This window comes from Clostridium sp. NSJ-49 (assembly GCF_014287725.1).
GTDB classification, from domain to species: Bacteria; Bacillota; Clostridia; order Clostridiales; family Clostridiaceae; genus Clostridium; species Clostridium disporicum_B.
Genome location: NZ_JACOOP010000012.1, coordinates 26,664 through 43,027 on the forward strand (window position 1 = coordinate 26,664; position 16,364 = coordinate 43,027).

Here is a 16,364-nt window from a genome sequence, read left to right on the forward strand (position 1 = left end):
TATATTTAAATAATTAACATTTTTACTGTTTTATAAACATTGTTTTTCAAAAAAATAAATTAATTTTAAACTTAAAAAACAGGCTCAAAATGAGCCTATTTTTAAAAGCTGTGCATTATCATAACATTTGTATTAGTATTTGTATTAGGCGCTACTTTTGCAAGTAATTCATCAGCTAAAACATTTAAGTTATCAGCCCAATTAGTACCCACGCAATACTTAACATTTACTCCGTAAATACTTGTACCATTATAATAACTACCTGTTTCTGATAAATACATTTCATCTATCAGATTAGCTATATATTCTAAGCAATGAGACCAGCTTTCGAAACTTGCATAACCACCATTTCTTGACTTAATACCACCTAAGTTATTATTATATACTGCTAAAGAAGATCTTCCATGACCTGATTCTTCCATATTAAGTGCCATTAAAAATATAGCGTTAACATTATACTTTTGTTCCATCTCATAATAATCTTCTGCTAAGGCTTGAAGGTTGTTTCCTTCTAGCATTTTATAAATTTGCTCCTTAGATAAATTACTTATTTCTCTTAAGTTATCTGGATTATATGTTACTTCTTTTATTTTTTCTTTTATTATTATTTCTTCTGGGACTTTAATTTCATTTTGGAAATACCTTAAATAATCTTCATAATATCCTGGTATAATTTTCATAGCTGCTGATACTGATAATTCATTTATTCCTAAAAACATAATAGCTATGAACATACATGATAAACACTTTAATAATCTCACTATTTTCAATCCTTCCTTATATTATTATTCAATACCTATTTTTAAGTATTACCACCAATTTTAATATTAATCATTTTATTGTAAAATTTTTCCTAAAGTTTTTTTAACTTATCATTAATTATTTATATCTATAATAGGAAATACTACTTTTTGAAACTAATCTAATTTTTATGGAGGTACAATTATGAAAATAACTTTTAATGGCGATCCAATCACCTTAGTTGGGAATCCCTTAAATGTGGGTGATGATGCTCCTAACTTTTTAGTAGTTGATAATACTTTGAAAAACGTAACTTTGAAAGATACCTCTGGAAAGAGAATATTTGTTGTAGTTCCTTCTATCGATACTTCAGTCTGTGATATGGAGGTTCGTAAATTTAATGAAAAGGCAGCAAGTCTTGACGATGTTACTGTATATGTAATATCTATGGATTTACCATTTGCTCAAGTTAGATGGTGTGGCGCTGCAGGAATAGATAGAGTTATAACTCTTTCTGATTATAAGCAAAAAAGCTTTGGTAAAAACTATGGAACATTAATAGAGGAATTTTGTTTCTTAACTAGAGCAATATTTGTAGTAGATGAAAATAATAAGATTACATATGTAGAATATTGTAAAGATGTTATAGATGAGCCTGATTACGAATCAGCTTTAAATGCAGTTAAATAACTTTTATATTTGATGTAATTATGAGTATCAAAGAAAAATTTCATGAATTTGAAGAACATCATCACAAAAAAAATTAGCCCATGAAATTGATAGGTCTATAAAAAAAGATTTAAAAGAAAGATAAAGACTTGCAGAAGCAGCTTTTCCTGATTTGAAAAAAGAAATAAAACATGATTACAAAGAAACTAAACATAAGTATATTATATACTTTGTTATCAAAAATAAAAATATGCCTTCGGAGTTATTTTTATCTTCCGAAGGCATATTCATATTGATGTATTTTTTATAAAATAGAATTATTTTTTCTTTTTAGAAAACATAAATATTCCACTACCAATTATTATAATTGCAATTATTATTGTTATTCCAAAATAAACACCTTGTCCTGTTGTTGGTAAGTCATTCTTTCCACCATTCTCTAATCCATTTTGTATATTCTGATTATTTGATCCTTCTGATGTGTTTTCAGATTGTCCTGGAATTTCTGGATTAACTGGTGTTCCTGGTTTATTTTCATCAACTGGTGGTTGTGAATCCACATTAATTTCATTTACAATAACTGTAATAACTAATTCTTTAGCTTTATTTCCACTTTCATCTTCAGCAGTATATGTTATTGTATATTTACCTGATTTAGTTGTATCTATCTTTTCTATAACTTTACCATTGCTATCCATTATAACAACTTTTACTGTTACATCTATATCTAAGTTATCTTTAGCAGTAACTTCTGGAACTTCAAAGTTTGCCCCATTTTCAAGTGTTATATTTAACTGTCCATTATACTCTATTACTGGTGCTTCCTTATCATCCTTTTCTAATTTAGAGAATACACTATTAAATTCATCAGTATTTGGAACTATAACTGCAATATAATGACTATTTGTTCTTTCTAATAATCTAGCTATAATTCCTTTCTTATCTAATCTAATAGAATACTTTTGAGTTCCATCATTTAAAACAGTTCTATTTAATACCACAACTTTATATTTATTTTGTGCTTGTTCAACAAACTTATTTAAAGATACTATATTTTCTGTTTCATATGTCATTGGTGATTCTTCTGTTCCATTACCACCAACATTAATTATATCATTTGGTAAAGATATTTCAGGATTTTCTGGATTTTCCGGAATCTCTGGAACATCTGGCTCACTTGGATTTCCTGGGTTCTCTGGTTCACCTGGAATCTCTGGTTTTTCTGGTTCTACTGGCACTTCAGGTTTTTCCTCTACTACTAAAGTTGCTGTTACTTCATCTGCTTTATTACCAAATCTATCAGTAGCATTATATTGTATTGTGTAAGTTCCAGCTTTATTAAAGTCATAATCTCCACTTACTTCTACTTGAATTTCTCTACCTAAATAATCAAGAGCACTAACTCCATCTAATAAGTCAACCTCTTCACCAAGAGTAGTATTAATAGTTTTATTAGTTACTTTTATTACTGGCTTTTGAACATCTGCCGTTGGTTTTGCCTCAACAATTACAGTTGTATCTAATGTTGCTACTTCACCTTCACTATCCTCTACTGAATAGCTTATATTATATGAACCAACTTTATCAGTCTTAACTTCATTCTTAGTTACAGTAATTCTAGATTTATCTATTTCACCGTCTTCATCATCAGTTGCTATAACATAGTCAAGAGGTTCAAAGTTATCATCTTTAGATATTACTATCTTACCTTCAATAACAGATGGATGATTTGCAAGCACTAGTTTAGGTGCAGAATTTAAAGTTAATACATTATTATCTATATTTACTATATCATTGCCACTTACTTGCTTGTTAGTATCATTTAATAAATAACTATAAGCTATTCCATTTTCATCGCTACTAGGAGTGATTTTATATTTTAAAGATCCTCCTTCAACTTTATTCATATCAATTTCTAATATTTCTAATTTCCCAGCCTCTTTGTCTAAAGCTTCAGTAGAAACTACAAAAATATCCATAGATTTCTTATCGCTACTTATCTTAACATTACTCTTTAAATCTTTATCGTCAGAAGATACTAACCACTTTATAGTATCTTCTGCAAAAGTTACATCTCCATCAATCTTAACTCCCAGTTGTAATGATTTTACAACTGGTACTAAGTTATCTAATGAAATCTTAACTGTATCTTTATCAACTTTTTCAACATTCAGATTTACAGAAGCATTAGCCTGATCTTGATCAGAATTTGCATTTGCTAAACTACTTTTTGTATATATAAATGCTCCTATAACAGCAATAACTGCTACAAATAAAGATATAATCTTTTTCTTACTACTTATCTTTCTCATGCTATTCTCCTTATAATTATCTCTTATCTGTAATTCTATTTAATACAGCCTCATCAAGTTCTATTGCTCTCATATTTTTAGAAGTTAGTGTTCTCGTACTATTTCCACCACTTAAGCTTATTTCCGGTAATACATCTGGTACTTCTAATTTGAAGGTATCACTTACCAATCTTTGTCCACCTTCAGTTGCATCTGCACTATCAGTTCTGTAAAGTTCTGCAAATATCTTTTCATTATCATTCATAAATGTCGTTGCATCTTGTGGCTCTACCCAATAAATCCAAGTTCCTTCAGCTATTTCTTCTAATTCACCATTATCAGGTACCTCAGCCATAAGTATTCCATTATAATTATCTGCAATATGCTCTTCATTTTGATTTAAAACTAAAGGCACATTAAATGCAGGATTTCCTCTATACTCACCAGTTATTATTATTGAACCTGCTGGTATTGATTTTTCTTCATTTTCATCAGTATCTGGATTATCAACTACATAAACAAATTTTTCTTTTAATATTCCAATACCATTTTCGTAATTAATGTTATCTTTAGATACTCCAATTTCTATGTTGTCCCCTGGAGGAGTTAGAAGTTCTAATTCAGCTGCAGATATATTCTTAGTTCCTAAAGCAGTAATCTTAACATATCTTGCATTATATGAATTAAGCTGATTTCCACCAGTAACCCCTTCTTTATCAAAGTATATTGTAGCTGTAGGGTTATCTACACTTAAGCTTAAAGTTCCTTCTTTAGCTGTTGTCCAGTTAACTCCATCTTTACTTACTTCAATCTTATATTTATTTAAAGCCGAATCTGCTATTGCATTTTTCTTAAATATGAAACCTGATGTAGTTGTAGGAGCTGTATATTTAATACCAACTAAAGTCTTAATTTCTGTAGTATCTAATATTAAATACGGATTGTTATTTGGATTCATTTCAACTCCGTGAACAGAATTATTATACTCTGATTTACTTAACATTCTACCTTCGTAAGCAGTAGTATTATCGTCATCTAAAGCAAGTCTTAAATCTTCATTTCCTTCACATGAATGAATATCATTATGTGCTTCATCTATACTTATAGTATTAGTAGTTAATATAGTATTAGACTTAGCAATTCCACCATCATGTCTTACCTTAACAGTTCCTAATTCTACAGTATTTGTTGGATTTAAGTTATAGTCATAAGCTATTGCTGAATAAGTAACTACTCTGTTATTAATATTATCAACAACATCAGTATAGATAGTTTCCTTATTATCTTTATCTCTTAGAATAAATCCACACGGTTTACCATTTCTATAAATTTCATATCCTAGAATATTATCATCACTCTTATCTACAGATAAGTTTATAGTAACATTTTTATCATTTACATAAGAACCATCTGTAATTAGATTGCCCTTAGAATCTGTTCCAAACTCTGCTGAAAGTGTAGTTCCTTGAGCCATATCTGCAGTTCCTGCCATTCTTCTTCTTCTAGCTTCATCATTAATATATTGAATCTTTCTAGTCTCTTTAGGGAATTGAGCTACATATTGTAAAGTTGTCGCATTTGCTACTATTCCATGAGCTTCATAGAAGTCAGTTAAATCTTTTCCTACAGCTTTTGAAGACATTCTTATTAACCATTGGTCTCTATCTCCATTGGATCTTTCTTCTGGTGTCATTTCTCTGTATGCTCTATTTAATTTTGCATAGTATGAGTCATTACTTAAATCTGCATCATTATCTGTAAATAACATCTTATAAGTACTGTCATCCTCATATGCTAAATATGGTTGCCATAGCATGTTTACTACAACAGTTCTATCAGTAGATAATCCTAAAGTATTTGAAGTTACCTTTTTATATAAATCATCCATTGCTGAAGCATATGGACTATCTTCATCTAACATAGTTCCTGTTATTGCTGTCATTAAGTTATTACTTGTTTCTGGATAAAGTCTATCTCCAATATCCATACAGTGACCCATTTCATGGCCTATTAACCCTCCATAAAGCTTAGCTTCATCAGCATTTATAACATTTCCTGCATCATCAAATTTGTAAGGAACACCTTGAATATAGTGTGCTGAACCAAATCCAACACCGATATGATGGCTTGATGCATATGCCGCTGCCCCCATCATCATTCTTTGATATTTAATATTTAATCTTGTAAGTGGTGCTCTGTGCTTTCTGAAGTATGCTTTATCTTCCTCATCAATTGTGCCATTTCCATTGAAGTCCTGAACTTCTTCAAATACACCTTTCTTAGCAAAACCAACTTGTACTTCTTGTTCCCAAGCTAAAAGTGCATTGTAAACTCTCTCTACTTGAGCTTCTGTATTACCTTCTAAGCCACTTTCTATACCCTTTAATATTTCTGATGCCGGTAAAGTAAGAGTGAATCTATCTCCTTCAATATCTGTTGTGTTTAAAGGTGATGTTTGCTCATCATAAAGATATATATTCTTTACCTTATCTTCATCACTAACTTGTGTCGGATAAAGAGTCTTAATATCTGACATATATGTTTTTAATTCTGAAATATAAGTTCTAATTTTATCCTTAACTTCATTTTCTTTAGAAGTATCATTTATTAAGTTATTAACATTTAAATGAGGAATTTCAGTAACTCCACTTAAACGTATCTGTACATCTGCAGTTGTAGAACCTTGAGTAACTCTAGCCATAACTTGTCCACCTTTTTCTACATCAGCAGTACTAATTGTCGGAATAGTTATTTCAGTTCTACCTGGAGATATTGTGTATACCTTACTTATATATTCTCCTGGTTGTCCATAATTTTGTAAGAATACTATATCAACCTTTGTATTAGGGTCAGACGAACCCATGTATACTGTTATTTGCTTAGCTGTTCCATCATCATCAACTGAAGGTCTTGCAACACTTCCTAAAGATTGATAACTATTTTCCATTCCTAAAGATGGACCTTCATTATCAGTTCTAATACTTGCATCAAGTATTGTTATTTTTTCTGATACTCCCTTATCATTAAATAACTTTTGTGCAATATCTAATTCTTTTTCTAAAACAGACTTCTCTGGATGATATTCACCACATATAGGGTCTGGAGTATTTAATCTCTCTGCTAGCTCATCTAACATATCTTGAGTAACAGTGTCTTTAAGAACTAATCTTAAATCATCTTCGTATAAATCTTTTATATCATCTGCTAAGCTATCATACTCATAGAATTTAAGTTCTGATATTCTTTGTATACTTCCACCATATCCAGATGTATCTACCTTTATTTTATTTGTAGTTATTGGTTCTTTTAATTTTACAATATAATAATTATGTCCATTAGAAGACTTTTCAGCTACTGATTCTGTATAAACTACTTGTTTATCACCATTTTCATCCCAATAAGTAACCTTAACTTTATATAAGCCCATATAATTACCTTTTTCTAAAGTTCGTCCTATTCCTATTGATCCTATTGTATAAGTATCATCAAATGTAATCTCTGAACCTCTATCAGCCCCATAGCTAGCTCCTGTATCCCAGTCATTAACTTTCCATTCAGTAGTAAAATCTCCATCAACTAATGCATACTCAGAATCATACTGTAAAGCTGAATCACTACTTGCCCATCCATCAGCATCTAGCTTATTACGTACATCAATAATATGAGTAGTACCAATTTCATTTTCATCTGTAGGTCTATTTATAAGCTTGTACCCTGTCATTTCTGGTGGAGTCGTAGTAACTGTACTTGCTATATATGTATCAGACATCTTACTAGTTCCTAAATGGTTTGTAGCCGTAACTCTCACTTCATAAGCTGTGTTATCTTCAAGTCCATTAATTACGTAACTATGACTTCTAACTAATTTACTTTTATCTGGATTAGTAACTTCAGGACTATTTTCTGTTACCTCTATTCTATCCTCATTTGCCTTTATCCAATTCTTATTTGTATCACCAACTTTTCTATAATAAATATCAAAGTCTCTAGCTTGAGGATGATTTTCCCATGATACAGTAAAAGATTTAAATCCTTGTTCTGTAGTTAAATTTCTTGGTTTTTCTGGTGCCTGTATAGGAACAACTCTTATCTCAGATACTGTACCTTTATCTCCATTGTAGTAACTATCAATTAGATTAAAATCAGCATCAACATTATCAGCTATTCCATCAAATGCAGGATGTCCTTGAGCTTCTGGTTTACCTGTTTCAGCTTCATAACCACTTTCCCAATCACCATTTAATGATTGGATACTAACTCTATATAAATCATAAGGCTTGATATCCTTATCTAATATATTCAAACTAGTTTTGTTAGTTTGTAATTTTTTAGTTTGAGTTACATTTCCATTTTCATCTAGTTTTTCATACTTAACCTCATATGAAGTTACATTTGGTTGTGGTTCCCATGTTAAAGTTATTCTTTCATCATGTAGGTTTGTACAAGTTTCAACAGTCTTTATTTGAGGTCTATTCATATCTGGCTTAGGTATTTCTTTATAAACATTATTTAAGAATTCTATCTTAGCAATCTCTGATATATTTTTATTTCCTCTGTTTTCTGTTACATTAATAGATATTTTCTTAACAGCAACTTGTTTTCCAAGATCTATGACTATATCTCCATTTTCTGAAGTAGTAGCTCTAGCTTGACTTTCTTCTATTCCATATGACGCTATCTGAACTTCATTATCTCCAAATGGTATTTGTTCCTCATTTCCATTAGCATCAATATAAGTAATCCAACCCTTAGACGGAGCTCCCGCATTTTCATTGTTAGAAACCTTAGGGGCTTTTATTACTACTTGCTCCATATCAATAGTGCCACTATTTCTAGAAACACTAGATAAATCAAAATCTAACTTTAATGGATTTTTCTCCGATATAGGCCCATTAGCACTTTCTATAGCTATAGGTTTATCAGTATCAACTAATATTTCTTTAATATCCCCACCATCTGGTAGTAAAATATTTTCTCCAGTTATTATTATATTTTCCGGATTTATTATCGCATCTGTATCTACAACTATTGCCGCTCCTTGAATAGCACCAATGTTTTCATTAACATAAGTTAAATCAGCAATGTCTATATAACCATCTTTATTTAAGTCATATACAGCTTTGGCATTTGAATCAGCTTTTCCTAGGTTTTCAAATACTAGATTATAGTCTCCCATATCTATTATTCCATCACCGTTTACATCACCAATTAAAAATACTCCATTATAACTTGAAGATGATTTGCTACCACTTCCTAAGATAACTCTCTTAGAGTAGTTAATTATCTCTATATTATCTACCTTAGTATCTATGTAACCTTCACCATTTATTTCTGCACTATAAACTCCTAGTTCTAAACCTTCTATTATTACATGTAAGAAATAAAAATCATTTTGTCCATCCCCTAATGGTTGCTTTTTGGAGTTTAATTTTTCAATTTTATAAGATGCTCCATTATCAAATGTTCCATTTATATCATTTATTTTTGATATAGTTCCAACTTTAGTTCCTTCTTTAAAGATAGTAAAACTAATGTCACTTTCTGTATTGGCCTTGATAGGCATTGGAAAATTAATATCAAATTCAATTTTCCCCAAAGATTTTGGAGTGCTTTTAGAAGCAACCTTCTCAGTAATTGTTTCATTTGACTCAACTGCTTTAATTTCCTCAACTAATTCATTTGACTCAACTGTTTCATCTGTTTCAATAACTGAAGTTTCTTCTTCTAGAGGAGTTACTATTTCTTCTAAAGAGTTTTCAATGTCTTGTTTTCCCTCTTCTTCTGTTATAGAATCTTCAAAGTTGGTATCTTCACCAATTACATCTGTTTCTTCAATAGTAACTTCAACTTGATTTTCAGCAGTAATATCAGCATTAACCGTATCAGCATTGTTATCAAATGCATGAACAGCTTGAGCAGATAAAGTAGCTAAATTGGTCGTTGCTAATGCAGTCGCAATAGTTTTAGATATTATCTTCTTATTATTCATTATTTTCCCCATTCTCCTAAAATATACTAAAAAATTTATCGTATCATTTCATATTTTATCATTTTTTGATGTTATTCTCAATAATTTTCAGTAATTATTAGCTAAAATTATTATTTAATTAAATTTTTTCTTCAAACTTATCTTTTTATTTAAAATTAAATCTGTAAATAGTTTATATGTTTTTTTATTTTATTAAGTCCTTCAATATCATTCTACTTATAATACAAAGAGTAGATTTTTAGGTAAAAGTAGGGCCATTACTGACCCTAAACATTTATAAAATTTCTTTATAAAATATAAAAATGAAATTTAAATTATAAAATACAAAATTTTATTTTATAAATACTTAAGTAAATATATAACTTTTATTCTTTTTTACCTTTTCTATTTTTAACTAATCCTATTGCAGATGCCATAGCTATAAGTAAATATGATAACACACCTTTATCACCAGTATTAGGATTATCTACATTTCCTTCTGTCACTGGTCTTTGTACATTTTCTTCAACAACTTCATCTACTTCAACATCTGGTATTTCTATTTCAGATTTATTTGCTTTTTCTACTACTTTTCTCTTAATAGTAATTAAGTTTCCATCAATATCTACTACAGTATATTCTATGTCATGTTCTCCAACTGGCAGCTTACTTAAATCTACTGTTGGTATTATTACCTTATCTGTAATATCTCCATCTTCCATATCAGTTACAGTTACTCCAGCCATTAAATTAACTGTTTCACCTTCTTTTATTACTATATCATTTAGGCCTTCAATTACTGGTTCGTAGTTTGTTACTCTTACTACTCTATTTAATGTTATAGTATTTCCATCTGTATCTGTAACAGATATTAATAAGTTGAATCTCTTTTCTCGTCCAGTCGCTGGCTTACTTATCTTATCTACGATTTGTCCACTTTCTACATCTGTTATTACTACATCTATTGTAATATCCTCTAATGTATCATGGTCATCATTTATTTCTAAGTCAGCTATAGGATCAAAGTTTTCTATCTCTGATGGCTTTAAAGTTATATCTCCCCCACCTATTATTATAGGAGAATCATTTGTTACTACTTTTACTATTCTATTTAGTGTAGTTACGTTTCCTGCAGAATCTTTTACTGTATATGTTACTGTGTACTCTCCTAGTGTATTTACATCAACTGTATCTCCACTTACTTCTACTGTTAGGTTAGTATCTTCTTTATCTTCTACAGTTACACCATCTAATAGATTAAATTGACTACCCTTTCTAATGATTAGATCTCCCTTAATATTTATTACTGGTGCACCATCTACTATTATAATTCTTTCTTTAGTAACTTTATTTCCAGCAGCATCTTCAACTGTATACTTCATTCTATATCTTCCAGCTTTTTTTAGGTCTAATCCATCTAAGTCTTCTACTTTTATATCTTTTGTTAAGCTTATACCAAGACTATCTTCAGCACTTACTCCATCTAACTTATCAAAATCACTACCTACTTTAAGTATTACTTCATCACTTGCAGTTATTGTAGGTGTTCCATATACCTTTACTATTCTTACCTTTTCAGCTACATTTCCAGCGGCATCTGTTACTGTATATTTTACTATATATTTTCCAGCGCTATTAACATTTACTTTGTCTGCATCTGTTACGTTTATGCTTGAAGTTAAATCTACACCAAATGTATCCCTAGCAGTTACTCCTTGTGACTTATCAAATGTTCCGCCTTCTTTAATTATTACTTCATCAGTTCCTTCTATTATAGGAGCTCCATATACCTTTACTATTCTCTCTTTAGTAACTACGTTTCCTGCACTATCTGTTACAGTGTAAGTTACTCTATATTGTCCTGGTCTATCCTTATCTACTATTTCTCCACCAGTTACAATATTTGTTATAGTTATATCTTCTTTATCTGTTACATTTACACCATCTAAAAGATTAACTGTACTACCTTCTTTAATGATTAAGTCACCTGCGATATTTATTACTGGAGCTTCATCCCATACTGCATAAAGAGTTAAATCAGCAGCTTCCATTCTATCAGTATCTGTTATTTTTTCAGTTCCATCTTGCTTTTTAGCCCATCCTACAAAGGAATAACCGTCTCTTGTTGGCTTCTCATCATCTGTTAATAAATCTAATGATTCCTTTATTAATCCTTCAAAAAGTATAGTCTTTTCTACTGTACTTCCTGGATTACCTCCATTAGCATCAAGAGTTACCTTAAATAACTTCTTTTCAAAGTTAGCTTTTATAGTAATATTTGAATCTATTTGACTTGGGAAAGTAAATACTTTTCCAGTATCTTCATTTGTGTAATTAACAAATGTATATCCGGTATTTGCTACAACTTTTTCTGGCTCTTCTATATCAGTAAAAGGCCAAGCCTTATAGATTCCTGAATTTTTACCACTTACCGTTCCATTCCCATCATCTTTCACCTCAACAGTAACAGGCTCAATAAATCCAATATTCATATAATCATTAACATCATATAAGTGTGATGTAGTCGGTATACTGACAGATATTACACCATCTATATTATTTGCACTTACAACATCTGAATCATTTTTATATGACTCTCCTGAAAGTGCTGTCTGCTTTGTAAATCTTCTAGCATCTTTGTCAGTTATATCAAGGCTTCCACCCTTATTATTTATTCTTACCTCATATTCTCCATTATCTAAGCCTTCAAATTTATATTCACCTAGATTATTGGTAGTAGTCGTATCTAGAGTGTTATTTGTATTTTTATCCCACAGTTGAACTTCTACCCCACTTAAAGGTTCATCTATTCCTTGCTTATATAATCCATCATTATCTTTATCTAAAAATGCTATTCCTTTAATTTGTCCTATAGCTAATCTAAGTCCTACATAATTCCCCTCTACCATTACTATAGATCCGCCATCATATTTTCTACGGTAATAAGCATTAAAGACATTAAGAGAGCCTATCTCAACTTGAGATACATTACTTGCTGCTTTAAAAGTGAATTTTATCTCTCCAATAGTTCCTGATTCTATGTCTTCTTTGGCTCTAACTTTTATTACATCTTTATCATCAGTATATATATCATTAAATGAATTTAACCCCAAATTACTTGACCCATATGTAATTTCAAATAACTTAGTTGTATCTATTGGATTTCCAGCATCATCACTAGCTGTAAGCTTAGGATTACCTTCTAATTCCATATCCCAATTAAATTGGCCAATTTGAACTTCAGGTCCCATATATACTCCCTTTTTAGGAATTGGTATATACTTCAAAATCCTTTGCTGCCTTTGTATTATTATTCTCTATTCTAAGTATATAATCTATAAGAGTCCCTTTTGATACTTGTATAGCTGTACTTTCATCATCCTTATTATAAGGTTGCTTATCAATATCGCTTCCGTTCTCTCTAATATGTGTTGTTACAACAAGATCACTTGTTTTTATTATATCAAAGCTCTTACTCTTAGTTCTCCCAAGAGCTCTAGGAGTTCCATTTAAAGTATCACCTTGAATTAAGTCAAAATTATCAATTGGAACTAATATTCCTGAGTTTGCATATATCTCATCTATATGAGAGCCTTTTTTACCTATGAATATCATTTCATTTAAGTCATAATTTCCACTAACAGTAGAATCTGTATTAAATTCAAACTCTACATCAATTCCTGGATTTATCTTTAAAGTTTCAGGGTCAAATCCACCAATCTTAACATCCTTAGTTTGAAGTGTATATATCGTTGCTCCATCTACCCTACTTGTATGCTCAATAATAGTACAGTCTTTTTTAACACCTTCTTGAGTTAATTTTATAGTTCCTTTTGATAAATAGAATCCTTCTGGCATTCTTATAATTATCTCAGGATCTTCTAAATAATTTGATAAATTATATTTTCTAGTAAACCCTTTATTAGCGTCAAATGTAGTTTTTGCTCTTAATACCTTTTGTGTAGTTGAACTTAATACATCTGTTCCAAATTCATTCTTCAATGATGTATTTCCTGATGATACAGCTATGTTCTCTGGTTTAGATTCTCTTCTTATTTGATTAACTATCGGTTTTGCTACACTTGGATTTCCCTTTGGATATATAGAAATAGTTGTACTTCCATCAATTGCCCCAGGTTTTAATTCACCAAAACTTATAGCAAATTCATTGTGTCTTCCCTTCTTAGAATACTCAAATCCTGCTGGTATATTTTCTACTTCAAAAATTACCTCTTCAAAAAACTCACCTTCTGGCACCCCTAATGCATCTGCATCTATTAATCTTTTCTCATTTTGAAAAATAGCAATTTTACTATCATCTACATCATATTCTTTTGAATCTCCAAAAAGCTTATATTTTATATTTGTTATACCAGTCATACCATATGGCAATAAAACCTTTCTGGTATTCCAATTCGAGAATTTATACTCAAATATTTGGTTTTTGTAATCTACAATAGTTTTATTTTTTAAATATATATATCCACCTATTGATAGACTTTTCCCAGCATAATCATAATAATGACCTGTATCTACAGACATTTCTATATAAGCTTGTTCCAACTTAGGATCCACTACTTCTACACTATCTATTATACTTGTTGTTAACTCCTTAATCGTACCATCATAAAATTCAACTTTCATAGTATTTTGTTTTGGTGCTTCTTTAGTTCCAAATTGAGCATTTTCATTTACCTTATAAGATAAACTAATATTACTATTATTAATAGTTGCACTAGGCATCTTTATTACAACTTTATTTTCTAATGGAAAATGTTCACATACAGCATCACTTGGTGCATTATTAACTTCAACAAATGTTGTGTCTTCAGGATAATACATTGTTAGTTCTGCATTTTTTATATATGTAAAACTTCTTATTCCGTTATCATCATCTTGTGCACCTGATGTTGTATTTCTAAAATAACTATATGTCTTACCAATTCCTCCTGGCTGTAATTTAGCTGTTCTTTCTGTTCCACTATAATTTAATGAATTATTTTTTTCACCTAATTTCTTATTATTTACAGCTTCTACATTTCTTACAGCTAAACCGCTTTCTACATTATCCTCTTTTACCGTGACTTTAATAGCATCACTTATTTCTTTTGGCCCATAATATTTATATCTATCTACAGATACCTTAATTACAATATTTCCTACTTGTACTCCTTTTTTAAGCTCATATACTAATTTTCCAGTATACTTACCTGTAATTTTATCTTTACTAGGTCTCTCCAAAACTTTCTCTATTACTGCTAAATCTGCTTCTGTACCTCCATATTCTACTGAGTGAATTGGAGTTCCTACTACTGGATATCTATCAAATGCCATACCTTCTGCTAATTCTATTTCTATAGTCTTTGTGCTATTTCTATTATCAAATTCTACAAACACTGCAACTTCATTACTGGTATCATATCCCCAGTCAAACTGCCCTGTATTAGGTTTAATTTCTAATTTATTTACTGCAGCAGTTGAAATATCATAATTTTCTTCCGTAACATTTTCCTGTTCTAAATTAGAGCTAACTTCGGTTTCTTCACTAATAGTTTCATTTTCTGTTTTTAAATTACCTTCTGATACTGAATCATTTTCTGTCTTCTCTTTCGGCTCTTCATTTTCTGTTTCCAAACCACTTTCTGGTACTAAATCATCTTCGGTTTCCTCTTCTGGTACTGAAGAACCTTCTTCTTCCTCTTCCGAACCTTTATTTTCTTCTTCTAAATTCACAGTATTTACTATTTCATCATTGACTGTATCTCTGTCAATTTCATTAGCTAGAGCATTCAATGTTGGCGAAACACTATTTGTAGCAAAAACTGCTGCAACTATTAATGCTTTTACCCTATTGTGCATATATTATTTCCTCCTATAAATTGTGCATAATTTCACTCTTATACTTTTAAGATATCTTTAGTATAAAAATGGTTCATTTTTAATTAAATTTTTTAAAAATTTTTGCCAATAAAATTATATTAATTACCATTCTGGCATAATATAAATTAATTCAAAAAAAAATAGAAGGAATTGAATATTCAATTTCTTCTATTCTTACTTATCTGAATTAATTCTTAAAGTCTAATTTATATATCTATATAAACCTTAACTTTTCTTATTAAATATCCTTTTCTTAATAATCAGTAATATTAATATAAATATTATTAGAATTATCAGGATTAAAATAATATTATTGCATTTATTATCTTCCGCGAAATATGCTCCAGAAAACACCTTTTCTAGTACATATTTTTTTTCTTTTGTATCTAAATAACTATTATCTTCTTGTAAATAATTATCTTTATCATCAGTTTTATTACCACTATTAAATAACTCATTTATAGTCACCTTATAGTTATTAGAATTATCATCCGCTTCTACTACTTCATCCTTTGGTAATATAGTCACTTTTCTCTTTTGAACAACCCTATTCCCATCATTATCTGTGACTATATACTCTATCTCATATGTCCCTGGCTTAAGCTTAGATAAATCAATATTTGATTGCTCTATGTTATTTTGCAAACTAATATTAGAATTATTTGCTTCTATAATCCCAAGAACTTCATCTGCATTTGCTTTTATCTCTAATATTGAACATAATATAATAATTATAGCTACTACTATAAATTTACTATAAACCTTCTTATTCACTAAAAATGCTTCCTTACTATAATACTTATCTTAATTTACTT

7 protein-coding genes are annotated in these 16,364 nt (G+C 29.9%); 1 reads left to right on the forward strand and 6 read right to left on the reverse strand.

Annotation, left to right across the window (positions count from 1 at the left end; genetic code table 11):
• Positions 1–101: 101 nt before the first annotated feature.
• On the reverse strand, positions 102–761 hold the full coding sequence (locus H8S10_RS18345; RefSeq protein ID WP_186838288.1) for a glucosaminidase domain-containing protein: 660 nt from the start codon (positions 759–761) through the stop codon (positions 102–104).
• A gap of 184 nt (positions 762–945) precedes the next feature.
• On the opposite strand from H8S10_RS18345, the gene tpx reads away from it, so the two are divergent.
• Positions 946–1,431 carry a thiol peroxidase gene (gene tpx / locus H8S10_RS06150; RefSeq protein WP_186838289.1) on the forward strand — a complete coding sequence of 162 codons (486 nt, stop codon included), beginning with the start codon at positions 946–948 and terminating at the stop codon, positions 1,429–1,431.
• 296 nt (positions 1,432–1,727) lie between these two features.
• On the opposite strand, the gene H8S10_RS06155 is transcribed toward tpx, so the two are convergent.
• The 5 genes from H8S10_RS06155 to H8S10_RS06175 all read right to left on the reverse strand — a co-directional run bounded on the left by H8S10_RS06155 (position 1,728) and on the right by H8S10_RS06175 (position 16,323).
• Positions 1,728–3,722, reverse strand: coding sequence for an immunoglobulin-like domain-containing protein (locus H8S10_RS06155; protein ID WP_186838290.1), 1,995 nt, complete (start codon positions 3,720–3,722; stop codon positions 1,728–1,730).
• A gap of 16 nt (positions 3,723–3,738) precedes the next feature.
• Entirely contained in the window at positions 3,739–9,690 is a 5,952-nt protein-coding gene (locus tag H8S10_RS06160; protein WP_186838291.1) for a M60 family metallopeptidase, read from the reverse strand.
• A 365-nt stretch (positions 9,691–10,055) separates the two neighbouring features.
• Positions 10,056–12,920, reverse strand: a complete 2,865-nt coding sequence (locus H8S10_RS06165; protein WP_186838292.1) for an immunoglobulin-like domain-containing protein — start codon at positions 12,918–12,920, stop codon at positions 10,056–10,058.
• A gap of 13 nt (positions 12,921–12,933) precedes the next feature.
• Complete coding sequence (locus tag H8S10_RS06170; protein WP_186838293.1) at positions 12,934–15,528, reverse strand: hypothetical protein; 2,595 nt, start codon at positions 15,526–15,528, stop codon at positions 12,934–12,936.
• 246 nt (positions 15,529–15,774) lie between these two features.
• A complete protein-coding gene (locus H8S10_RS06175; RefSeq protein WP_186838294.1) occupies positions 15,775–16,323 on the reverse strand; it encodes an immunoglobulin-like domain-containing protein in 549 nt (182 codons plus the stop codon).
• Between the last annotated feature and the right edge of the window lie 41 nt (positions 16,324–16,364).